The following is a 21105-nucleotide window of genomic DNA, read 5'->3' as shown; positions in this document are numbered from 1 at the left end:
AGGGCTTGGCGTTGTTGGATGAGGGTGAGGAGGGGGTTGGTTTGGGGGGAGGTTGGGGGGAGGTTGAGGCTGCGTTGGCCGGGTTGGGGGTTGGGGGGTTCGGTGGGGGGTTGGTCGTCGAGGGCGTATTGGAGGGCGGCGATTTCGCGGTTGAGTTGTTCGTATTGTTGGATTTGGGCGGGGGTGGCGTTTTGGGGGAGGCGGTTGGCGTTGTGGAGGAGTTCGATGAAGGTGCGGGCTTTGCTGCGTTCGACGGTGAGGAGGGCTTGTTCGTAGCGTTCCAGGTGGAGGCAGGCTTCGATCATGTTGCCATAGAGGGGGAGGGCTTCTTCGAGGAGTTGTTGTTTGGTTTGGGGGTTGGTGGCCCAGTTGCGGCTTTGTTCGATGGCGCGGATGGCGTTGTCGTAACCGTGGATGGCATTTTCCCAGTCTTGGCGGTTGTAGGCGAAGTTGCCGAGGTTGCGTCCGGTTTGGAGGCAGTCGAGGGGGAAGGAGGAGGGGGTGCGGATTTCTAAGGCGGCTCGGTAGCAGCGAATGGCGGCGGCAACTTGGCCTTGTTCCTCGTAGGCATTCCCCAAGTTATTTTGCGTCGTTGCCCATTGTTCGGGAAAGGCGGTGGGGGTATAGAGGGTTAAAGCGGCTTCGTAGCAGCGAATCGCCTGCTCTAGGTTCTCTCCTCGCTCTCCCCTGATGCGGGTTTTGTAGGCATTCCCCAAGTTCATTTGCGTCATTGCCCATTGTTCGGGAAAGGCGGTGGGGGTATAGACGGTTAAAGCGGCTTCGTAGCAGCGAATCGCCTGCTCTAGGTTCTCCCCTCGCTCTCCCCTGATACGTTTACCGTAGGCATTCCCCAAGTTCATTTGCGTCCTTGCCCAATCTTCGGGAAAGGCGGTGGGGGTTCTAACGGTTAAAGCGGCTTCGTAGCAGCGAATTGCCTGCTCTAGGTTTTCCCCTCGCTCTCCCCTGATGCGATCGCTGTAGGCATTCCCCAAGCAAATTTGCGTCCCTGCCCATTGTTCGGGATAGGCGGTGGGGGTATAGACGGTTAAAGCGGCTTCGTGGCAGCGAATCGCCTGCTCTAGGTTCTCCCCTCGCTCTCCCCTGATGCGGTTACTGTAGGCAATCCCCAAGTTATTTTGCGTCCTTGCCCAATCTTCGGGAAAGGCGGTGGGGGTATAGACGGTTAAAGCGGCTTCGTAGCAGCGAATCGCCTGCTCTAGGTTCTCCCCTCGCTCTCCCCTGATGCGACTCCTGTAGGCATTCCCCAAGTTCATTTGCGTCATTGCCCAGGCAGATGCATCATTCTGGCGGTCAAAAAAATCGAGAGCTTTGGTGTAGATGGCAATTGCAATTTCTAGATTAACCGCCCGTTGACCGAGGGGAAATTGCTGCACTAAATTGGCAAAATTAAACAAATCAACAATGTTATTGCTGGTGGCAAAGGTGGGAATGAGATCAATCAGATCCTCGTTGAGCTTGTCTTGCTGACGGGTCAGGAAGGGATAAACCACCGAGGAATTAACACCACTTTCCTTGGTCAAGCGCAGGGCTTCTTGCAAAAAGGCTTCGTATTCTGCGGGGATGATCTTGCTTAGGGATGGCTGCGCTGTCCCCTGACCTAAAAACGCCCCTAACCGTCTTCCTACCTTGCTGAAAAACTTCATCACCTTAACCCTCCCCCTGCTCGCACATCCCCCCCATTTTACCCCCCAACCCCGAAACCGGGTTTCTTGCACCGACTCCTTTCCCACCACAACATCCCTGAAACCCGGTTTCTTTCCCCCCCCTAGCCAAGAAACCGGGTTGCGCTCATCCCCTCATTTCCCCCCCAAACCCCTACCAAAAACCCGGTTTCCGCCCTCAAACCCGAAACCGGGTTTCTTGCACCGACCCATTTCCCACCACAGCACCCCTGAAACCGGGTTTCTTTCCCCCCACTAGCCAAGAAACCGGGTTGCGCTCATCCCCTCATTTCCCCCCCAAACCCCTACCAAAAACCCGGTTTCCGCTCTCAAGCCCGAAACCGGGTTTCTTGCACCGACCCCTTTCCCACTACAGCATCCCTGAAACCCGGTTTCTTTCCCCCCACTAGCCAAGAAACCGGGTTGCGCTCATCTTCTCGTTTACCCCCCAGACCCTCCCAAAAACCCGGTTTCCGCCCTCAAACCCGAAACCGGGTTTCTTGCACCGACCCCTTTCCCACTACAACATCCCTGAAACCGGGTTTCTTTCCCCCCACTAGCCAAGAAACCGGGTTGCCCCCATCCCCTCATTTCTCCCCCAAACCCTCCCAAAAACCCGGTTTCTGCCCTCAAGCCCGAAACCGGGTTTCTTGCACCGACCCCTTTCCCGCCACAGCATCCCTGAAACCCGGTTTCTTTCCCCCCACTAGCCAAGAAACCGGGTTGCGTTCATCTTCTCGTTTACCCCCTAAACCCTACTAAAAACCCGGTTTCTGACCTCACGCGCTATTCGTCGAACATTAAATGCTGAATTGTAGTAGTTTGGATCGAACTTTCTACAAATAAACGATAATCAGCGGCGGATTTAAAATGACCCTGAATTGCATCGAATTTGGGTAAGCTTCCCCGTCGTAAACCTAAATATTCTGGATAGCTTGAAAACTCCCAATCTTCGGGTCGATTGACAATCTTCGCCTTTACTGGGTTTAAATGAATGTATCGGGTTAACTGATATAAATACTCATCTGAATCAACGGCGATCGCCTGAAAACGACCCTGAAATAAACTGCCCACTCGTCGATGTCGCTGGTTGATTGCCTTCGCATAGGATAACCCCAACTGTTGCATCACCCGTGATAGATAATCCACCTTAACATATAGCAGGAGATGGTAATGATTGGGCATTAAACAATAAGCTATAATATCAGCAGCTTGCCGCTCGATTAAATATTTTCTAAGTTGTCGCAAAAAGTAGAGATAGTTTTCACGCTCAAAGAAAATAAGCTCGCGATTATGACCGCGATTGTATACATGATAATAATGACCTGGATTTAAAGCAATCTGACGATAGGGCATTTGGATTAATCCCCGAAAGCTTGGATGAGGACAATTTTAGCTGTAAACCTGAAACCAGGTTTCTTGCACCGACTCCTTTCCCACTACAGCATCCCTGAAACCCGGTTTCTTTCCCACTAGCCAAGAAACCGGGTTGCGCTCATCCCCTCATTTCCCCCCCAAACCCTCCCAAAAACCCGGTTTCCCCCCTCAAGCCCGAAACCGGGTTTCTTGCACCGACCCATTGCCCACTACAGCCCCCCGGCCTCTCATCCCATTCACTCGACTTCCTCAAAATTATCCAAAATACGTTTAACTTGCTCCGCAGTAATATCTTCCTGCTCCGATTTACTATAAATCGTCAATAACAAAATACTGGTTTTCGACTCCAGTAAATAAATAATCCGGTAGCCCCCACTTTTTCCCTTTTGGATATTGCTATTTTTAGCCCTCACCTTGTAAACATAACAATTATCGCCAAAACCAGAAAGGCGATCGCCCAACACCAAACCTTTTTGGAGTTTCTCAATTAACCCCTGAGTATCAGACCGAATATTTCGATATTTTTTAGCTAACTTCTTGAGATTATTGCGATATTCAGGCGTTAAATCAATATTCACAAATTGGGGATTATTCGACATCAACCCCCTCCCACATCTGTTCCAAAGGAATTCTTCTCCCTGCCTGAGCATCCTGCAACGCTCGCATCAAACTAGCCTGAATCTCCTCAACCGTAGGATCATCAGCATCTAACTGATCGTCATCAGCAATCAAAACAATCACCTTAACCCGCATCTCAGATTTAATGTCTAAAGGTTCATCCAACAAAATATGACCCTGATTATTCACCCTTCCCAAAACCTCAAATGCTCTCATCATCTTCCCTCAAACTATTTAAGATCAAAAATCAATAAACTCACCATCTCACCGCATCCATTGCCACACCATCAGCAAAGACATCCCCCCATTTTAACCCCCCAACCCTGAAACCCGGTTTCTTTCCTCCCACTAGCCTAGAAACCGGGTTGCGCTCATCCTCTCGTTGGCCTTCTAAACCCTCCCAAAAACCCGGTTTCTAACCCCTCAGCTTTCAAGGTTGCTTTCCCTGTTCATACCAAGCGGCGAGGAGGGAAGCGGCTACGATGGGGGCTGTAACGGCGCGGAGAATGCGTTCTCCGAGGGAAATGACTTGAAACCCCTTTTCTCTGGCTTGGGCGACTTCTGAGGCTGTCCAGCCGCCTTCGGGTCCGGTTGCTAGGATAATTTCGGGGATGGATTCGCTTGGGGTGTTGTGGATTAAATGGTGCATTAGATGCTGATCGGCTCCCCGTGCGAGGGCCCAGTAGCCTAGCTTGGAATTTAAATCTAAGGGGGTGAGGGCTGCTTTTAAGGGCAGGGGATCCCAGAGGGTGGGAATGACTATCCGTTCGGATTGTTCGGCGGCTTCTTGGGCAATTTTGCGCCAGCGTGTGACTTTTTGGGGGCTGGGTTTGAGGAGGGTGCGATCGCTTATAACCGGAATAAATTCCACTACACCTAACTCGGTACAACAGCGCACAATCTCTTCAAAACCGTTCCCTTTGGGTAGGGCTACCATCAAACTCAGGGCTACGGGTAATTCCCGATTCCCTTCTAGGGGTTGACTGAGCATCGCTCCCTCGTCTGTAATTTGGGCAATCCAAGCTTCTCCCACTTCGGCTAATAGGGCAATAAAGCGATCGCCTTTCCCTAAGCGCAGCACCCGTAATAAATAATGTTCTTGGTCTGAGGTTAAGCGAATTTGAACCCCTTGGCATTGTGAGGGGGTAATCGTGAGTCGTTGTAATTGAGAACGATTGGCCAAGGGATTCGGGGGTGGAGGTGGGGACTGATAATTGATAATTAGGGCTTGCTGAATAAGTCGGGGAGCAGGGGAGAAATTATCAATTGACAATTGACAATTGACAATTATCAATTATCAATTATCAATTATCAATTCCCTAGCCCCACGAGTAGAGTTATTCCGCAGACTCTAATTAACAGAGGAAACCCCTAGATCACAGGGCGGTTTTCTTTGTCTTGCTCCATCTTCGCTTTCGCCTTAGAAGCACTGCGTCGTAGGGCTTGTAAACGGGTTTCATACTGCTTACGGGCGCGACGATTGGGGGTTTGTTCAATTAAGGTCTTTAACGCACTGCCTAGACTCTTGTAGGCATTGGGTAGGGTATATCCGAAACGGGTAGCGAGTGCGATCGCCTTTTCATCCGCTTCCAAACTTTCCGCTAACCGTTTTTCCCCGTTGTTTTTCTGCCAGAGACGAAATCCTGAAACCCCACACAAGGCCAAGGCCAACAATAACAACAAACCATCTTGCACCCACAACTCACCCACAGCACCCCCTAAACCAATGGCCAAGGCCGCCATTTCCCAGCCTTCACGGGGGATGGTATCGTTTTGAATGCGTCCGACTTCGTGCCAAAACATCAGGTTTCGCTGGTCGATGGCTAAATTATCCCACTTGGCAAGGTCTACCTGAATTTCAATTTCGTCTCGCCCAATTTCTTCACAGCGAATCAGGGGAGGATTTACATCTGTGGCAGCTTCTACCATCACCCAACTTTGTAATTCGGGGGGGAGAAGACTTTTCAGACGACGGAGTTCACTCATTTCTGCTCTTGCAGAAGCGGCAGCATAGGATGTCATAGATTCGCGTCTTTAAAAAACTCTATATAGTATTCTAATTTAACAGCTTGGGCGAGTGTTTCCCGTCCTCCTATCCTCTACCCCTAAAACCCACCATCATGATCTTCTGGGTTGAACTCATCATTACCCTATTTGTCCTTGTGTTTGGGGCGGCCATTGGCAGTTTTTTAAATGTGGTGATCTACCGCATCCCGGCCGGACTGTCGATTTTGTCCCCTCCTTCCCGGTGTCCCCACTGTTTACACCCTTTGGGGATAAGGGAGAATATTCCGGTTTTGGGCTGGTTGTTGTTAAAAGGACGCTGTAAACATTGTCACGCGCCCATTGCCATTCGTTATCCTCTCATTGAAGCCATTACAGCCTTATTATTTGTGGGGGTTTATTGGCAATTCGGGCTGACGGTGCAAACTTTGGGCTATTGGGTGTTTGTGAGTTGGTTACTCGCCCTCGCTTTTATTGATCTCGATACATTCACGCTCCCCAACTGTTTAACCCAACCGGGTCTATTACTGGGTTTGGGGTTTACAGCATGGGTGGGGTGGCAAGAAACCCAGACGGTGGAGGGGGTGATTTTGCCCTTGATGGAGGCTATTGTGGGGGGAGTCTTGGGGATTTGGTTGTTAGATGTGATTCGCATTGTGGGGTCAGTGGCGTTAGGGAAAACGGCAATGGGGGCGGGGGATGGGAAATTGGCGGCGATGATGGGGGTATGGTTAGGGTGGCAATATTTACTGGTGGCGGGGTTTTTAGCCTGTGGGTTAGGATCGATGGTCGGGGGAGGTGCGATCGCCCTCGGTTGGTTACAACGGAGTCAACCTATCCCCTTTGGTCCCTTTTTAGCGTTGGCCGCCTTACTCACCCTATTCTGGGGTGAGATGTTCTTATCAACCTATCTCCGTTGGTTTTTTCCCCTAAGCTAAGATCAAGATGGTGCGTCACGATTATAGGAGTTTCTGTATTCCCCAAGTTGTTCTTCTGACACACCCTTTGTTTAGTGTGAACTTCCCTTGATAAGATGAAATCTGGCTCTTGGATTACGGTACGCACAACCAGCACACGCTGGGAGGCTGATTTAATGCAGCAAATCCTGACCAGTCATGAGATTCCCTGTCGGGTGGTCAGCTTGGGAGCGAGCGCCTGTTTTTTGTCGGGAGAGGCCGCTTTACAGGTGTTTCCCCAAGATCGATGGACAGCCCTATTGCTCTTAAGTCCCCAAGAAGAGGAGGATCTCGATGACTTCCCCGAAGACTCCTGATCGTCCTCTACGAGTTTCGTTGTTTAATGCTCTTATTACACAAAACCCTAAACCCTTAAAAAAACTATATGTCGTTATTTGATTGGTTTGCCAATCGGCAAAAATCAGAACAAACCACCCAACAAGGTCAAGCGGAACGAGAAATCGCCGATGGTCTGTGGACAAAATGCCCGGAATGCGGGGTTTTAGCCTACACCAAGGACTTACAAGCCAATATGATGGTCTGTGCCGATTGTGGCCATCATATGCGGGTAGATAGTAATGAACGGATTCGGCAACTCATTGACCCCAAAACTTGGAAACCCCTCAATGAGGAGTTAGAACCGATTGATGCTTTGAATTTCCGCGATCGCAAGGCCTACAAAGACCGTATTCAAGAAACCCAAGCGAAAACCGGACTCAAAGACGCAGTACAAACCGGAACCGGCCTCCTTGATGGTTTACCCGTAGCTTTGGGAGTGATGGACTTCCGCTTTATGGGCGGTAGTATGGGCTCCGTGGTGGGAGAAAAACTCTGTCGGTTAATTGAATATGGTACCCAAGAGGGCTTGACAGTTATCATCATTTGTGCATCAGGTGGGGCGCGGATGCAGGAAGGAATGCTCAGTTTAATGCAGATGGCGAAGATTTCGGGAGCATTGGAACACCACCGCCAAGCCCATTTACTCTATATTCCCGTGTTAACCCATCCCACGACGGGGGGAGTAACGGCCAGTTTTGCCATGTTGGGGGACTTGATTTTAGCTGAACCCAAGGCCACGATAGGCTTTGCCGGGCGGCGGGTGATTGAACAAACCCTGCGAGAAAAACTGCCGGACGATTTCCAAACCTCAGAATATTTGCTACAACATGGCTTTGTAGATGCTATTGTGCCAAGGACTCAGTTGAAAAAGACCCTCGCCCAGTTAATTAGTATCCACCAGCCCTTTTTCCCCTTAGATGCGGGACCCAATGCCCATCACACCATGCCAAGGCAAACCCTGGTCCCTCAGAATTAGGGAATAGGGAATAGGGAATAGGGAATAGGGAATCGGAAATAATTATCAATTATCAATTATCAATTATCAATTCCCCGCTCCCCCTCTCCCCTGCTCCCCCTCTCCCGACTCCCAACTCCCGGACTTATTCAGCAAACCCTTCCTAGTTTTGCACTTTATTGGCGATCGCAAGCAACTTGAAAAAACCATCCAATTATTGGCTACTCCTGCCCTACCTCCGACCCCAAACCCCCGTTATCGGGTTAGCCTTGGTCTGTACCCTTGTATTTACGGCCAGTTGGCCGATTTTAATTAAACTGGCTGAATTGATTGCCGACTCCGTAGGTCGTGGTCAGTTAGAAATTACCGGGCAAATTGCCGGGCTAGGGATTCTGGTCTTTTTTATCCGCAGTCTCTCCCTCTATGGCCAAGATGTCTGGATTGCCGAAGCCTCCTTACAAATCGCCCATCAACTCCGCTGTGATGTTTACGCCCACTTACAACGTCTGGGCTTAAACTATTTTGAAACCACGAAAACCGGGGATTTGTCCTATCGTCTCACGGAAGATACAGACCGCATCGGGGAAGCAATTAACCAACTCTTCCATCAGTTTGTGCCTTGTGTCTTACAACTGATTGTAGTGTTGGCCTACATGATTTACATGAACTGGCAACTCACCCTAGCGGCCTTTATTATTGCCCCCCTCATGGCCCTATTAGTGACCATGTTTGGGGAACGTCTCCTAGACTTCTCTCGGCGCAGTCAAAACCGCATTTCTGACCTTTCAGCCCTGTTAATTGAATTCCTGTCCGGCATTCGTCTGATTCAAGCTTTTGCCGCCGAAAATTACGCCCTAGGTCGTTTTACCCAAGAAGCGGAGGAAAACCGCAAAGCCCGTTTAGGGGTGGAGAAGATCAAGGTTTTTCAAATGGTCTTGGTGGGTTTTTTGTATGCGACCAGTATTCTATTAGTGTTTTTTTTAGGGGGATGGCAAATTTCCCAAGCTAACTTAACAGCGAGTCAATTTGTGGGGTTTTTAGCGGCGGCCTTAATGTTGGTAGACCCCATTAATATCACCACCACCAACTACAATACTTTTAAACAAGCTCAGGCCTCAGTGGATCGGGTCTTTGAACTGGTGCAACTGACTCCTAATATTCAGGAAGCCCAAAAGGCGATCGCACTTCCCCCCATTACCGGGCGCGTCACCTACCAGAATGTCAGTTTTGGCTACAATCCCCAGCAACCTGTACTCAAAAATCTGAGCTTTGAAGTCCAACCGGGGGAAATGATTGCCCTAGTAGGGCATTCTGGGGCCGGGAAAACCACCTTAGTGAATTTACTCCCCCGCTTTTATGACCCCGATCAGGGCGAAATCTTGATTGATGGCCTTAATATCCGGGATGTAGAACTCAAAAGTCTCCGCCAACAAATTGGCATTGTCCCCCAAGACACCATGTTATTTTCCGGCACCATTGCGGAAAATATTGCCTTTGGTCAACAGGATCTTGACCTAGCCGCTATTGAAAAAGCCGCTAGAATTGCCAATGCTCATCAATTTATCGCTCAATTCTCCCAAGGTTATTATACCTATGTAGGAGAGCGGGGGGTGAACCTCTCCGGGGGACAACGACAACGGATTGCGATTGCTCGGGCTGTGCTGCTCAATCCCCGCATTTTGATTTTAGATGAGGCCACCTCCGCACTGGATTCAGAATCCGAGGCTCTAGTACAGGAAGCCCTAGAGCGGTTATTGCGCGATCGCACCGTTTTCGTCATTGCCCACCGTCTCGCCACTGTCCGTCAAGCCAACCGCCTGTTTGTCCTCGAAGCAGGGCAAATGATCGAATCCGGCACCCATCAGGAACTGTTACAACAAAATGGACGTTATGCCCAATTTTACGCCCAGCAGTTTTCTAGTTAAGGCTGGCTTAATATGGCTTAAATCAAGGCGGAATCTCAACTCAAATACTTGTAGAGTGGAACAAGCATCTTTCACTCCACAGTCATTATTCTATTAGTAGAACAAATTGAGAGAGATTATGGACGACCCGAACACGCCCCAAACCCCTAAAAAATCCCTAGTTAATCCCCTCGTCGCTGGAGCTTCTGCCCTTGCGATTCTCCTAGGAGGCGGGACAAGCTTTTGGGTTTGGAATCAATTAAGCACCCCTCAACCCACCGTTGAAACCCCCAGCGAAGCTCCCACAGGAACAGCACAACAACCCCTCTCCCCCGATAATCTCCAAGAAACCGCCATCCAACTCTACTGGCTCGATGAGAACATCGAATTAGTCGCCACCCCAGCCACCTTACTAGAAAAAACAGGCACAATCGAAGACTCCTTAGAAAGTGCCATCCAGCAACTTCTAGACGGTCCGCCGGATGCCACCTACGGCACAACCATCCCCGAAGGCACAGAACTCCGAGGAGTGCGCCTAGAAGCCGATGGCATCCATGTTAATCTATCAGAAGACTTTACCTTTGGAGGGGGGACAGCCTCCATGAGTGGGCGAGTTGCCCAAATTCTCTATACTGCGACCAGTCTCAATCCTGACGGCAAAGTGTGGCTGGAAATTGAAGGGCAACCCTTAGAGGTACTCGGAGGAGAAGGCCTGATCTTAGACCAACCCCTAACTCGTGCCAGTTATGCTCAAGATTTTCCCCTTTGACTCGAACAAGGCAAAAAAATCCCTGTTGTCGCTGCTCTAGACCACTTACTTGGATTTTTCTTCAGCATTGGCTAGAGTGAAATCCCGAAAATGGCGCGCTTGCTGTTCAATGCGGGCAGCAAGTCGGTTACAAACCAAGTTACACAACTCAAAAGTTAAGGGATCTTCAACACGGTAGTAGGCAGAAGTCCCTTCTGTCCGCCGTGTTAAGATCCCCGCTTGTAACATTACTTTGAGATGTTTCGACACATTGGCTTGACTGGTTTGAGTCGCTTCAACCAGTTCCTGTACACATTTTTCTTCTTCCCGCAGAAGACTTAATATCCGCAGACGCATCGGCTCGCTCAAAATACCGAAGTATTCTGACAACTGCTGAACAACCTCTTGAGGGATCGGCTTAACTGATTGCATACAAGTAGGCTACATTAGGTGATCCCAAAATCATAGCAGTCTTTGTGCCTAAATAACAATAGGGTTAGGAAGTTAATTTGGGTTAACACGCATCAAAACTTGACCATACTCAACCGATTCCCCATTGGCCACCAAAACCTCAACAATCTGACCCGCCACTTCAGATTCAATTTCGTTCATCAGTTTCATGGCTTCAATAATACAAACCGTTTGACCGACTCGCACCGCTTCCCCCACATCCACAAAAGGAGGTTCATCTGGTGCAGGCGCACGGTAGAACGTTCCCACCATGGGCGAAGTAATCTCAACCCATTTCGGGTCAACCGTTGGGGGGGCTGGACTCTCTACCGGGGGTGGGCTAGGAGAGGGGGGCGGAACAACAGCCGGGGGAGAGGGGATCATGGCAACTGATACCCCATCTGAGGCAACAGTGGGCATGGCCGCCCCACCCTTGCGCACGGTTAATTCAAAGTCGTTATCTTTTAGTTGTAACTCAACAATGTCAGTATTCGCGATCGCAGCCAGCAATTCGCGGACTTGCTGAAAATCAATAGGCACAAGTCTTTTTCCTACTCTAGCGTTATCAATGCGTCCAAACAGCCCAGCCCATTCACTCATCATGAATCAACGGGATTGGATTGTTGCCTCACCGTCATTGCTTAAATGAAATAACGTTCATTTAAACTCAAATGTTAAACGGGAAGCCTTTCCCCATTCCCATAACTCAGAATTCACCCGGCAACGGGACAAACCTGCTTTTAAGCCAGACAAACGCCCAGCTTGAGGATGGGAGAATTAGATTCTAACATTTTTCCCTAGTTATCTCGTCCCAGATAACTATCATTGCGGGTATCAATTTTAATTTTTTCCCCAATGGAAATAAACAACGGTACCATCACCTGGGCACCCGTTTCCACAATGGCAGGTTTTGTGCCTCCTGTAGCCGTATCCCCTTTGACACCAGGATCCGTATCCGTTACTTCCAAAACCACAGAATTGGGGAGTTCCACATCAATCACCTGAGTATTCCAACTCACTACATTAACCTCCATGCCTTCCTTGAGGTATTTTACGCGATCGCCCACTTGCTCAGGACTTAAACGCGCTTCCTCAAAGGTTTCCATATCCATAAACACCAACTGCTCCCCATCCTTGTAGGTATGTTGCATAGTGCGTTTTTCCAGTGTAGCTTGAGGAACCGTTTCCCCGGCTCGGAACGTCCGTTCTACAACACTACCCGTCTGGGCATTTTTCAACTTAGTGCGCACAAAAGCAGAGCCTTTCCCCGGCTTCACATGGAGAAACTCAACAACACGCCACACAGAGCCATCTAGCTCAATAGTCACACCAGTTCGGAAATCATTACTCGAAATCATGAGGTTTATCGGCAACCCAAGAATAGTCCGCAATCCATTCTACCAGAAGGATGGCGCGGGAATTATCAATTCCCCATTCCCTTGTTACCTCCAGTGTAGACCTGTTATTCAGCAGAACCTACCTATAGCGTTTCCATTTGAGTTTTGTAAGCCACAAGGGAAAGCAAAGGGAACAGTATACAAGGGTTACAAGGAGCTTGAAGTATTATGAGAAACTTCTCTGAGAGTTGATCAATGATTTGGAAACGCTATATTTCATAGGAAGGGTTTGATTCATGATTCTTGTTTTACTCAATGAAATTCATAAGTGCTGAGACAGTTTTTTTGTTCATCATTTGTATTTTCTCAATGTATTTAATTTTACTCTATAGCGAACCTATCTGAGTCGTGCAAAAAAGGCTCGCCTGGAATCGACATAGGACAATAGCCCAGAGTTCACGTCTCATTAGGACTAGCTATATAATCCCCCAAGCGATAGCAATTTCATTCAGCTTGTCAATAATTTGTTGCAAGGTTTCTTCGATTTGCTTTACAGTTTTTGGGCTTTTACGAAATCCTGAATGCAAAACATCATTTCTTAGGTTGGCTAGATGAAATCCTCCACCCCAAACTTGAGCAACTGGCTTTCTTTTCTGATCTTCTATGCCTTTCCATTGTTGCAAATATTCTGATTCTTTCAAAATTTCTTTAGTTTCTTTATCTTTCCAAACTCCACCAGAGAGCAAAAATTCCATATCTTCCCGTGCTTGCTTGTCCATTGGATCAAGCTCAAAATGATAACAAAGGAGTGATGGCAACCATTCGCGAGCTAAGGAAAGAGCCTGTACATCTAATCCTTTTTTTGCATACCATTCAATTTCAAAAAGCTGCTTTTGTAATGCGGCTTTACCATTTTCTTGATAATTTGTCGGCTCTGCTAAAGCGAACTGTCCATATTCATCAATAACACGCTTTAATAGCATCTCAAAAGGTGGAACAACTATTGCTAAATAAGGTTTTGATTGTTCAATATCATGGGGTAAAGCTTCAGCCGCTATCATCACATCCATTGGACGTAATAACTGCAAACCTTGAGAGATTTCTAAAATACGATTTCCTAATGCTTCTGTATGTCCTCCTGCTTCTTTAAGCAATTCCGCTAAATCATTACCATTGCCAGTTTTTAGAAACTGATCGGTTGCGGTTAACCAATCGAATAAACGCACGACTGGGAGGAGATTAAAAGTGGGCGTAATGTCATTTTCTCGCGCTTCAAATGCACCATAGAGTAAACCTTTGATTGTGATCTTTCGGACTACACGAAAGTAACTTACGGCTAACAGTGCAACAATAGGGACAGAACGAAATGAGTGAGTTATGTCAAAAATTACCTCATCATCATCTTCTAAGCACTCGTTGACTTTATTGAAGATTGTCCAGATGTCCTCTGGTGTATTGCGCTCTGGAATATTTTGAACGGGTATAAGCTTAATTTTAGGAAATTTGGCTTTAAAGCTTTCCTGAAGTTGCACCCAATTAGACTTATCTTCTTTGATTCTTACGAACTTACCACCTTCTTCTGGAAGTTCCTCAAATTTTGTTGGGCAGATATTTTCAACTTTTTGTGTCAGAAAAACATATAATGATTCTGGTTTATAAAACTCAGCCAGAGCCTCTTGATAATACTTCGTTTCATAAATTTTATCTTTTTGAGGATTCTCATATCTTGTAACCTGATAAGAACCTAATCCAAGAAAAGAAATGATTTTCATTTTTTTTCTAAACAAGTAAACAACAGTTAAAAAAATTGACCGGGAAATATTAATTCAAGCTGAGATAGCTGAAAATGGTTTCAGGTAAAAGATCAAAATCTGTGAGAATAGGTAAGATGGGTAATACTTCTTCTCCTTGGTGACTTTTGGGTTGTTGCTGAGGAAGAAAGCTCAGGATTAAGCGTTCTTGGGGATCAATTAACCATCCTAAAGCGGTGTCATGATCGAGACACAATAGAATCTTGTTGATGACTCGAATTGGGCTTTGTTCAGGCGAAAGAATTTCAATTGTCCAGTCGGGGGGAAGGGAAAATATATCTTCAATTTCTCCTTGTTCATTTAAGGGTATTCTATCCCAAGTAAACACGGCAATATCTGGAACAATGGAACGACCTCCAAAGGTACAACGGAGTTCGGTAAAAGCACAAGCTAGGTGTTTGGGTTCTGCAACGTGATTAATTTCAGCAACTAATCGGCTTTGTAGGCGACTGTGTTTTCCTCTTGGCATGGGTTTGGTGTAAATTTGACCGTCAACATATTCTTGAGCAGGTTTAGTTTCTGGTAGCTCTAGAAAGGCTTCTAGGGAGAGTTGAGATTGGGCGGGAGTCGTAATCATAGGCTGTGTTGTAATGCTTGTTAGTTTAGTTGTAACATGGGTTTTTCGGAAACACGGAAACTAATGATTAATTTTTTTGGAAATGATTACTTGAATTTAGTCTAGAGTTTCTGGCAATCTTTTCAGAATTGCTTTGATTAAAATATCCGGTAGGGTTCTCCTTTTATCCCGATCCCAAGCGCCTGCAATTATTTCTAAATGGGGGTCGGTTTTTAATATTTCTATTTTGTCTTCTAAGACACTGTGAATGATGGCAATAGGGGTTAGGTTGTGACACAAGTTTAGCCAGTTTTGAATCTGTTCTGGGTCACGACTGGTCGAGTTGGGGGAGGAGGGTGAGGGTGTTTAGGTGGTGGTATTGGAGGGGGTATTCTAGAATTTTGATGAGTGGGGTTTGATGGGTTTAGTGGGTGGCTCCTTGGAGGGTGGTGAATTGGAGTTCAATGGGGGTGGGTTGGGGGTTGGGAGGTTAACCATGAAGGGGTTTCTCTCTATTTTTGGAAAGTTGCATCGGGTAGGTCGATTTTGAAGATTTGGCTGATGTTGATGTCTGGGGTGTGGGTGGCGACGACGATGGCGCCTAGACGGGTGTCGTAACAACCGACCCAAGCGGCGGGATGGCACTCATGGACGAGGTAGCCATAGAGCCAAATGGGGCCTTTTCCTTCGATTACTATGCCTTGGGAGTAGTCGATTTTACGGGGGAGTTCTAGACCTTGGATGTCGCTGGGGATGATGATTCCGTTGGGGTTTGTGATGTGAATATGGAGGTGTTGGTAGGGGTGACCACACTGGGTTTTGTGGGGGATTAGTTGGAGTTGAATGGCGCTCATTTAGGTTTGTATTTCGACGGTCAATTTATTATAACAGGGGGTGGAAGATGGGTTTTCCAGTGGTAAAATGAGGGGGGGTAAGTTGGGAAAGAAAGTGAGTTGGGGGCTATGTCACTGACTTTGGAACAGTTGCAAAGGATGCAATCGTTTTGTCCGGATTATCGGATGGGGTTGATTGGGGGGGAAGTTGTTGTCATGAGTCCTTCGGGGTTTGAGTCGGATGAGGTGGCGGCGGAGTTTGTGCGACAGTTGGGAAATTGGGTGAGGGGGCGAGGATTGGGACGGGTGACGGCTTCGGGGGCGGGTTTTTTGTTGCCTAATGGGGATATGCGATCGCCTGATGTCTCGTTTTGCAGAATTGTGGCCTCTGGAATTTGAGTAGGGCAAAGGGTAACAAATTGTAAAGGTCTGTCCAAAGCTGGGGTACACCCCTTAAGATCAAGAAAGCATGAGTATATATGCTCAAATACCTAGAGACAAGGTTCTTCGCAACAGTGGTGATGGGGGTGGAATCTCTCATCACGGGAAACCGTAGGAGTGGTTTTGTTGGAGTGTTTCGGCGCTGTGAACAAAAACACTAAGGATTAGCCGGATGGGGTATCAAGATCACGAGGAAGCGAACAATAATGTTTGGTTTGAGGTGGTCTTAATATCAGAAGAAACACGGATCTTTCTGCTTCCGAGGGGTGGGGCGGAATTTTGTCAGTCGGGGGTGTCTCATGCTGGTTCGCCTTGAATGGTCAGGCTTGTGTTTACTTCGCTGCTCTAAATATGGCTCAAACTTTAACCCTTTCTTCCCCTTCCCTTCAATGGCCGAGGGTGAGTCCGATGGTGTCGGCACTGGTGGCAGTGTTTTTGGCGATCGCGACTTTATCTTTCGCTTCGATTTTGATTCGACTGAGTGAACGAGAATTAGGCCCGTTCTCCACTATTTTTAATCGGTTTTGGATCGCTTTTGTCATCTTAGCCATCATTTACGCGGTGCAGGGGGTGAAACCACGTCAGCCTCAAATGATCACCGGACGCGATCGCCTTTTATTAATCAGTGCCGCCGTTCTATTTTGGGCTTGTCTCGGCTTTTGGGCCTGGTCCCTCACCCTCACAGGGGTAGCTAATTCAACTGTACTACACAACCTCACCCCCCTCTTCACCACCCTAGGCGCTTGGCTAATTTGGCGTGAATCCTTTGATCGGCGGTTTCTGGTGGGTTTAGGGGTGGCTATGATTGGGGCAATCGCCTTGGGAATTGGAGACTTTGAAATTGGTGCTGGACACTTCAACGGGGATCTCGCGGCCTTCTTATCCGCTATCCTTTCGGCCGCTAACTTGATGCTGATTGAGAAACTACGCGCCAAATTTCCCGCCCTGATTATCCTCCTTTGGTGTTGTGGGGTGGGGGCGATTCTATCCTGGCCTGTAGTCTTAATGACGGAACAACGCCTCTTTCCGATTACCCTATCGGGATGGCTGTCTGTCGCGGCTTTAGCCTTAGTCTGCCAAGTCATTGGTCAAGGTTTGCAAGCTTACAGCCTCAAACATCTACCCTCTAGCTTAGTGGGAATTTTCCTGCTGTTAGACCCCGTATTTGCCGGATTGATTGCTTGGATGTTGTTTGCTGAGGGTTTAAACTTAATCAACGCCATTGCCTTTGGGACTGTACTACTGGGAATGTATCTCGCTCAATCTAGTCAGTATAGCGATCGCATTTTTCAAAAACCTTGCCTTGCTAAACCGAACAATTGATAATTGATAATTTTATCCAAGCCAACCCTTAAAGCGTCGCCGCCTCAGTTCTAGCCTGCATCTTCACCTGTAACCCAGAATTACAATCCCGCCATACCCCCACTAACACCCCCTGAATTTGGATATTCGAGAGATTCAACGTAATAGGAGGATACTTCGGATTAGCAGGCTGGAGGGTAACTTTTTCCCCATCTAGATAGAAGCGTTTCAGTGTCGTGCCGTAGCCATCCACCCGAGCGGCCACAATCGTCCCATTTTTCGGCAATTCATCAGCTAGGGGTTTTTTCATGACCACGAGATCCCCCTCTTGAATCATGTCTTCAATCATGCTGTCTCCCGTTACCCGTAGCGCAAAACAATTAGATTGACGGAAAAGAAACGCCAAATCTAACTGTTCTTCCATATCCGTAAACGGTTCCACCAATCCCCCAGCCGCGATCGCCCCTAAAATCGATAAACCCTGATTTTGGGGTGGATACAGAATGCGAATCGTGCGCGCCTTCCCCTCCGTCCAATCAATATACCCCTTAGAACGCAGCCGTTCTAAACGACTTTGCACCGGAGCAGGCGATCGCAAATTCATCGCCCGCATCATCTGACGAATCGAAGGCGCGTGTTGGGCATTGTGAATATACTCCACCAACCACTCATACAGTTCTCGTTGCGGTTTTGTCAAAGGTTCCATAATTTTTCGTTAAATCATAGTACATTGAAAGAAATACCGAGAGCCTTTTTTAGATCAACTGCTCTCCATACCATTTTAGAACTCTAGTACTAAAAAAGAAATACCTTAGCAAAAATTTTATAAAACCCTCAAGGATTCCCCATTTTCCCCTCACACACAACCACCTCCAATCCCCATCTCTTACCTCAACCCGTGAGAACACCTGCACTCTCCCGATTGAGTGAGCATGGAGATGAATCGTTGTTAAAACTTCCGACTTGATAGACTCCCAGCTATTTTTGTGCCACTCCCGGCAAGGCCAGCCCTGAAACCGTTAAAAAATCCATTGAGAATCAAAAGAGAAAATATAATAACGACGGGTTAAAACCCGTCGCGTTCGACAACCCTTAACTTTAATCAAGGGTTAACTCTCACTCTTTATGTTTAGTGCCGTAGATGAACACCTCAAATTCTAGATATTATGCGCTGCAATCCCCGGCGCATAGGCTTCCAACACCCGCCCCGTTTCCGAGCAACTAATCAATAAATAATCACAAGCCGCACATTGAGTCTGCACTAATTGAGTCGGCCCTAAACCCTGCCTGAGTAAATAATGCCGTTCTGCGGGCTTCCCACAGTTCGGACACCGGATTGTTTCTACCTTAGTCATAACACCATCAGTCATAACACCATCAGTCATAACATCACCAGTCATAACGCCACCAGTCATAACATCACCTCAAAACTTGTTTATAAAATGCTGTGTTTATCGCCGATTAAAAACAGGATTCCCCCTGTTTTTAGCCGGATTTTTAATAGGATGGTCGCCACTTTTGCAAAATATTAAGATTATTTTAAAAATGTGTGAGTTTGCAAAACCAGCCGGATTTAATTGATCCCGTCTTACTATAACAATAATTCTAGGCACTTGGCTAATCTTATAACCAAAATTGAGCCAGTCCGAAATTATTTTCGACAAATCTTTATTTTTTCTTAACATTTTCAAAGCAAAAAATAGACATACCAGCCACATCCCGTCCCCCTTACCCCTGCCCAACAGACTGAAACCTTACCCATTGAGCCATAACTCAAATCGGACTGGTATAGTAACATTGTCCCGAAAAAACTTGAGTGATCGATCGATGCAAATAGACTGGCAAGTTGCCAAAAATTACAGCGACATCTTGTATCACAAAACCGACGGCATCGCCAAAATTACAATTAATCGTCCCCACAAACGCAATGCGTTCCGACCAAAGACGGTTTTTGAGCTTTATGATGCGTTTTGTGATGTCCGTGAAGATCCTGAAATTGGTGTTGTGTTATTAACCGGAGCCGGCCCCCATACCGATGGGAAATATGCCTTTTGTTCCGGGGGAGATCAAAGCATCCGAGGAGAAGCCGGATATATAGATGATCAAGGAGTCCCCCGCCTAAACGTCCTTGACCTACAACGCTTAATTCGCTCCCTACCCAAAGTCGTCATCGCCCTCGTTGCAGGCTATGCCATTGGGGGGGGTCACGTCTTGCACCTACTCTGTGATTTAACCATTGCCGCCGACAACGCCATTTTTGGGCAAACCGGCCCCAAAGTTGGCAGTTTCGACGGAGGATTTGGCGCATCCTACCTAGCCCGTATTGTGGGGCAAAAAAAAGCCCGAGAAATTTGGTTTCTCTGTCGCCAGTACAACGCCCAACAAGCCCTAGAAATGGGCTTAGTGAATACCGTTGTCCCCGTCGAGCAACTCGAAGCCGAGGGAATCCAGTGGGCCCAAGAAATCTTAACGAAAAGCCCCATCGCCATTCGTTGCCTAAAAGCTGCCTTTAATGCTGATTGTGATGGTCAGGCCGGACTACAAGAGTTAGCAGGTAACGCCACACTTTTGTATTACATGACCGAAGAAGGTAGCGAAGGCAAACAGGCCTTTTTAGAAAAACGCTCCCCCGACTTTCGCCAGTATCCTTGGCGACCTTAAACTTGTGCCGGAAACCGGGTTTCTGAGCATGATCAGCAAAACCGTAACATCTTGTCCTAGAAACCGGGTTTCTTCCGTCTCCAACTAGCGGCGACAATCTAACCACTGTTGGAGAATAATTGCCGCCGCTTTACGGTCTACTAAGCCCTTATTATATCTGGGGGAGAGATTTTGGGCTTTCATCATTTCCTCTGCCTCATAGGACGTTAAACGCTCATCCACAAACTCCAGGGGCAGTTGTAAAGCATCTCCTAAGCGCCGGGCATATTTTTGGATGTGCTTGGCCTGAAAGCCAATATTGCCTTCTTTATTGTAGGGCAAACCCACCACTAACACCTGAACTTGACGTTCTTGTACAATGGCTTGAAAGCGCGCCACATCTTCCGCAAAACTTCGCCGTTCAATAGTTTCCAGTCCGGTGGCAATTAACCCCAGTCCATCACATCCAGCAACACCAATGCGCCGTTTACCAACATCTAAACCCAGCGCGGAAATTCTGTTCATGATCTCTTCTGTTAGCTAACGAGTGGGCAATTTGCCCAACTTAATATACAACCAATCGGGGGAGTCTGAGGGTATAATTCCTTTTTCCAAGGCATTCGCCAGCGTCCTAAGTTCAAATCCATTCGGGATGCTTTTGTAACTGTTGTTCTACAATGTTTCGACCTAATGGATTTTCATAGGCTTTTTGTAAACTTTCTAGGGAGGGAGGAGGACTGGTATCATTTTTAGGGCTTTTATTTTGCTCTAGGGAAGGGGGGAGGTTAACTTGATTGTGTAACTGGGCTAATTTTGCCATGACACTTTCTTTAGTCACGGCTTTTTTTTCGGTAAAAGCAGAGGGCAGGTAGGGGGTTTTAACGCCTAACTTTTGTGCTTTTAGTCCTTCGTCGGCCAGGCGATCGCATTTCCGCAAAAAACCATCCCACAAGTCTTGTGCCAAGCGAGGATCACGCAATTCTTTCCGCGCTTTCGCGACGGCCATTTCTAGAGGTTCTTTTTTCTGTAGGGTCTGCTGAATATCTCTCTAAGCAATGTTAATAGGGCTTTGGGCTATTTTAAGAGCGAGAAATTGTAAGGTTTTAGGGATAAATAATCAAAAAGGCTTGCCTTTTTTTGACTCCCCCTGTT

At 47.5% G+C, this 21105-nt stretch carries 25 protein-coding genes; 9 read left to right on the top strand and 16 right to left on the bottom strand.

Features of this window, described 5'->3' with window-relative positions; genetic code table 11:
- Window positions 1-1664: tetratricopeptide repeat protein (locus tag K4A83_RS10215; RefSeq protein WP_265264416.1), on the bottom strand; the 1664-nt coding region annotated here is incomplete at its 3' end.
- A gap of 441 nt (window positions 1665-2105) precedes the next feature.
- On the opposite strand from K4A83_RS10215, the gene K4A83_RS10210 reads away from it, so the two are divergent.
- Window positions 2106-2444, top strand: a complete 339-nt coding sequence (locus K4A83_RS10210; RefSeq protein ID WP_265264415.1) for a hypothetical protein — start codon at window positions 2106-2108, stop codon at window positions 2442-2444.
- 24 nt (window positions 2445-2468) lie between these two features.
- Here the strand turns inward: K4A83_RS10210 and K4A83_RS10205 are convergent, their stop codons facing one another.
- The 5 genes from K4A83_RS10205 to K4A83_RS10185 all read right to left on the bottom strand — a co-directional run bounded on the left by K4A83_RS10205 (window position 2469) and on the right by K4A83_RS10185 (window position 5699).
- On the bottom strand, window positions 2469-3038 hold the full coding sequence (locus tag K4A83_RS10205) for an REP-associated tyrosine transposase (RefSeq protein WP_265264414.1): 570 nt from the start codon (window positions 3036-3038) through the stop codon (window positions 2469-2471).
- Window positions 3039-3295: 257 nt separating this feature from the next.
- Window positions 3296-3658 (bottom strand): type II toxin-antitoxin system RelE/ParE family toxin, encoded by a 363-nt coding sequence (locus K4A83_RS10200; RefSeq protein ID WP_265264411.1) that lies wholly within the window; start codon window positions 3656-3658, stop codon window positions 3296-3298.
- On the bottom strand, window positions 3648-3893 hold the full coding sequence (locus K4A83_RS10195) for a type II toxin-antitoxin system RelN family antitoxin (protein WP_407809991.1): 246 nt from the start codon (window positions 3891-3893) through the stop codon (window positions 3648-3650). Before K4A83_RS10195 ends, K4A83_RS10200 begins: the two co-directional genes overlap by 11 nt.
- A 214-nt stretch (window positions 3894-4107) precedes the next feature.
- Window positions 4108-4860 carry a 16S rRNA (uracil(1498)-N(3))-methyltransferase gene (locus K4A83_RS10190; RefSeq protein ID WP_265264408.1) on the bottom strand — a complete coding sequence of 251 codons (753 nt, stop codon included), beginning with the start codon at window positions 4858-4860 and terminating at the stop codon, window positions 4108-4110.
- 188 nt (window positions 4861-5048) lie between these two features.
- Entirely contained in the window at window positions 5049-5699 is a 651-nt protein-coding gene (locus tag K4A83_RS10185; protein ID WP_026079952.1) for a DUF3318 domain-containing protein, read from the bottom strand.
- A gap of 98 nt (window positions 5700-5797) precedes the next feature.
- Here K4A83_RS10185 and K4A83_RS10180 point away from each other — a divergent pair, with 98 nt between their 5' ends.
- The 5 genes from K4A83_RS10180 (at window position 5798) to K4A83_RS10160 (ending at window position 10604) form a co-directional block, all read left to right on the top strand.
- A complete protein-coding gene (locus K4A83_RS10180) occupies window positions 5798-6619 on the top strand; it encodes a prepilin peptidase (RefSeq protein WP_265264402.1) in 822 nt (273 codons plus the stop codon).
- Window positions 6620-6714: 95 nt separating this feature from the next.
- A complete protein-coding gene (locus K4A83_RS10175) occupies window positions 6715-6954 on the top strand; it encodes a hypothetical protein (RefSeq protein ID WP_265264400.1) in 240 nt (79 codons plus the stop codon).
- A 68-nt stretch (window positions 6955-7022) separates the two neighbouring features.
- Window positions 7023-7952, top strand: a complete 930-nt coding sequence (gene accD / locus K4A83_RS10170; protein ID WP_265264398.1) for an acetyl-CoA carboxylase, carboxyltransferase subunit beta — start codon at window positions 7023-7025, stop codon at window positions 7950-7952.
- Window positions 7953-8128: 176 nt separating this feature from the next.
- The gene (locus K4A83_RS10165; RefSeq protein ID WP_265264397.1) at window positions 8129-9856 is read left to right on the top strand and encodes an ABC transporter ATP-binding protein; all 1728 of its coding nucleotides are present in this window, start codon (window positions 8129-8131) and stop codon (window positions 9854-9856) included.
- 118 nt (window positions 9857-9974) lie between these two features.
- Window positions 9975-10604 (top strand): GerMN domain-containing protein, encoded by a 630-nt coding sequence (locus K4A83_RS10160; RefSeq protein WP_265264395.1) that lies wholly within the window; start codon window positions 9975-9977, stop codon window positions 10602-10604.
- Between the two features lie 45 nt (window positions 10605-10649).
- Here K4A83_RS10160 and K4A83_RS10155 read toward each other — a convergent pair whose 3' ends face one another.
- From K4A83_RS10155 to crn3, 6 genes are all read right to left on the bottom strand, one after another.
- Window positions 10650-11015, bottom strand: coding sequence for an ArsR/SmtB family transcription factor (locus K4A83_RS10155; protein WP_265264393.1), 366 nt, complete (start codon window positions 11013-11015; stop codon window positions 10650-10652).
- Between the two features lie 72 nt (window positions 11016-11087).
- Entirely contained in the window at window positions 11088-11573 is a 486-nt protein-coding gene (gene accB, locus K4A83_RS10150; RefSeq protein ID WP_265264392.1) for an acetyl-CoA carboxylase biotin carboxyl carrier protein, read from the bottom strand.
- A 257-nt stretch (window positions 11574-11830) separates the two neighbouring features.
- Entirely contained in the window at window positions 11831-12391 is a 561-nt protein-coding gene (gene efp, locus K4A83_RS10145) for an elongation factor P (protein WP_265264391.1), read from the bottom strand.
- 455 nt (window positions 12392-12846) lie between these two features.
- Window positions 12847-14142 carry a TIGR02221 family CRISPR-associated protein gene (csx2, locus tag K4A83_RS10140; protein WP_265264390.1) on the bottom strand — a complete coding sequence of 432 codons (1296 nt, stop codon included), beginning with the start codon at window positions 14140-14142 and terminating at the stop codon, window positions 12847-12849.
- Window positions 14143-14191: 49 nt separating this feature from the next.
- The gene (locus K4A83_RS10135) at window positions 14192-14758 is read right to left on the bottom strand and encodes a Uma2 family endonuclease (protein WP_265264389.1); all 567 of its coding nucleotides are present in this window, start codon (window positions 14756-14758) and stop codon (window positions 14192-14194) included.
- A gap of 491 nt (window positions 14759-15249) precedes the next feature.
- Complete coding sequence (crn3, locus tag K4A83_RS10130) at window positions 15250-15591, bottom strand: CRISPR-associated ring nuclease Crn3/Csx3 (protein WP_017306830.1); 342 nt, start codon at window positions 15589-15591, stop codon at window positions 15250-15252.
- A gap of 108 nt (window positions 15592-15699) precedes the next feature.
- Between crn3 and K4A83_RS10125 the strand changes: the two genes are divergently transcribed.
- Together K4A83_RS10125 and K4A83_RS10120 are read left to right on the top strand one after the other, a co-directional pair.
- Window positions 15700-15969: a Uma2 family endonuclease gene (locus K4A83_RS10125; protein ID WP_265264388.1), complete on the top strand. Its 270-nt coding sequence runs from the start codon at window positions 15700-15702 to the stop codon at window positions 15967-15969.
- Window positions 15970-16362: 393 nt separating this feature from the next.
- Window positions 16363-17334, top strand: a complete 972-nt coding sequence (locus K4A83_RS10120; RefSeq protein ID WP_265264387.1) for a DMT family transporter — start codon at window positions 16363-16365, stop codon at window positions 17332-17334.
- A 28-nt stretch (window positions 17335-17362) separates the two neighbouring features.
- Here the strand turns inward: K4A83_RS10120 and lexA are convergent, their stop codons facing one another.
- On the bottom strand, window positions 17363-18019 hold the full coding sequence (gene lexA, locus K4A83_RS10115; protein WP_265264386.1) for a transcriptional repressor LexA: 657 nt from the start codon (window positions 18017-18019) through the stop codon (window positions 17363-17365).
- A 451-nt stretch (window positions 18020-18470) separates the two neighbouring features.
- On the bottom strand, window positions 18471-18668 hold the full coding sequence (locus tag K4A83_RS10110; protein ID WP_407809990.1) for a replication restart DNA helicase PriA: 198 nt from the start codon (window positions 18666-18668) through the stop codon (window positions 18471-18473).
- 472 nt (window positions 18669-19140) lie between these two features.
- Here K4A83_RS10110 and menB point away from each other — a divergent pair, with 472 nt between their 5' ends.
- Complete coding sequence (gene menB, locus K4A83_RS10105; protein ID WP_265264384.1) at window positions 19141-19974, top strand: 1,4-dihydroxy-2-naphthoyl-CoA synthase; 834 nt, start codon at window positions 19141-19143, stop codon at window positions 19972-19974.
- 84 nt (window positions 19975-20058) lie between these two features.
- Here the strand turns inward: menB and ruvX are convergent, their stop codons facing one another.
- Window positions 20059-20478 (bottom strand): Holliday junction resolvase RuvX, encoded by a 420-nt coding sequence (gene ruvX, locus K4A83_RS10100; protein ID WP_265264383.1) that lies wholly within the window; start codon window positions 20476-20478, stop codon window positions 20059-20061.
- A gap of 112 nt (window positions 20479-20590) precedes the next feature.
- Window positions 20591-20959 carry a hypothetical protein gene (locus K4A83_RS10095; protein WP_265264382.1) on the bottom strand — a complete coding sequence of 123 codons (369 nt, stop codon included), beginning with the start codon at window positions 20957-20959 and terminating at the stop codon, window positions 20591-20593.
- Window positions 20960-21105 lie beyond the last annotated feature (146 nt).

The sequence above is a fragment of the Spirulina subsalsa FACHB-351 genome, assembly GCF_026130165.1.
GTDB lineage: Bacteria > Cyanobacteriota > Cyanobacteriia > Cyanobacteriales > Spirulinaceae > Spirulina_A > Spirulina_A subsalsa_A.
The sequence above is the reverse complement of the archived record's forward strand: the minus strand, read 5'-3'. Positions and strand labels throughout refer to the sequence as shown.

Coding starts and splice junctions, on each gene's coding strand:
- K4A83_RS10110 (WP_407809990.1), bottom strand. CDS start 18,668: ATGACTAAGGTAGAAACAATCCGGTGTCCGAACTGTGGGAAGCCCGCA.
- K4A83_RS10195 (WP_407809991.1), bottom strand. CDS start 3,893: ATGAGAGCATTTGAGGTTTTGGGAAGGGTGAATAATCAGGGTCATATT.
- menB (WP_265264384.1), top strand. CDS start 19,141: ATGCAAATAGACTGGCAAGTTGCCAAAAATTACAGCGACATCTTGTAT.
- K4A83_RS10135 (WP_265264389.1), bottom strand. CDS start 14,758: ATGATTACGACTCCCGCCCAATCTCAACTCTCCCTAGAAGCCTTTCTA.
- K4A83_RS10180 (WP_265264402.1), top strand. CDS start 5,798: ATGATCTTCTGGGTTGAACTCATCATTACCCTATTTGTCCTTGTGTTT.
- K4A83_RS10160 (WP_265264395.1), top strand. CDS start 9,975: ATGGACGACCCGAACACGCCCCAAACCCCTAAAAAATCCCTAGTTAAT.
- K4A83_RS10175 (WP_265264400.1), top strand. CDS start 6,715: ATGAAATCTGGCTCTTGGATTACGGTACGCACAACCAGCACACGCTGG.
- K4A83_RS10095 (WP_265264382.1), bottom strand. CDS start 20,959: ATGGCCGTCGCGAAAGCGCGGAAAGAATTGCGTGATCCTCGCTTGGCA.
- K4A83_RS10200 (WP_265264411.1), bottom strand. CDS start 3,658: ATGTCGAATAATCCCCAATTTGTGAATATTGATTTAACGCCTGAATAT.
- K4A83_RS10155 (WP_265264393.1), bottom strand. CDS start 11,015: ATGCAATCAGTTAAGCCGATCCCTCAAGAGGTTGTTCAGCAGTTGTCA.
- crn3 (WP_017306830.1), bottom strand. CDS start 15,591: ATGAGCGCCATTCAACTCCAACTAATCCCCCACAAAACCCAGTGTGGT.
- efp (WP_265264391.1), bottom strand. CDS start 12,391: ATGATTTCGAGTAATGATTTCCGAACTGGTGTGACTATTGAGCTAGAT.
- K4A83_RS10185 (WP_026079952.1), bottom strand. CDS start 5,699: ATGACATCCTATGCTGCCGCTTCTGCAAGAGCAGAAATGAGTGAACTC.
- ruvX (WP_265264383.1), bottom strand. CDS start 20,478: ATGAACAGAATTTCCGCGCTGGGTTTAGATGTTGGTAAACGGCGCATT.
- csx2 (WP_265264390.1), bottom strand. CDS start 14,142: ATGAAAATCATTTCTTTTCTTGGATTAGGTTCTTATCAGGTTACAAGA.
- lexA (WP_265264386.1), bottom strand. CDS start 18,019: ATGGAACCTTTGACAAAACCGCAACGAGAACTGTATGAGTGGTTGGTG.
- K4A83_RS10120 (WP_265264387.1), top strand. CDS start 16,363: ATGGCTCAAACTTTAACCCTTTCTTCCCCTTCCCTTCAATGGCCGAGG.
- accD (WP_265264398.1), top strand. CDS start 7,023: ATGTCGTTATTTGATTGGTTTGCCAATCGGCAAAAATCAGAACAAACC.
- K4A83_RS10205 (WP_265264414.1), bottom strand. CDS start 3,038: ATGCCCTATCGTCAGATTGCTTTAAATCCAGGTCATTATTATCATGTA.
- K4A83_RS10125 (WP_265264388.1), top strand. CDS start 15,700: ATGTCACTGACTTTGGAACAGTTGCAAAGGATGCAATCGTTTTGTCCG.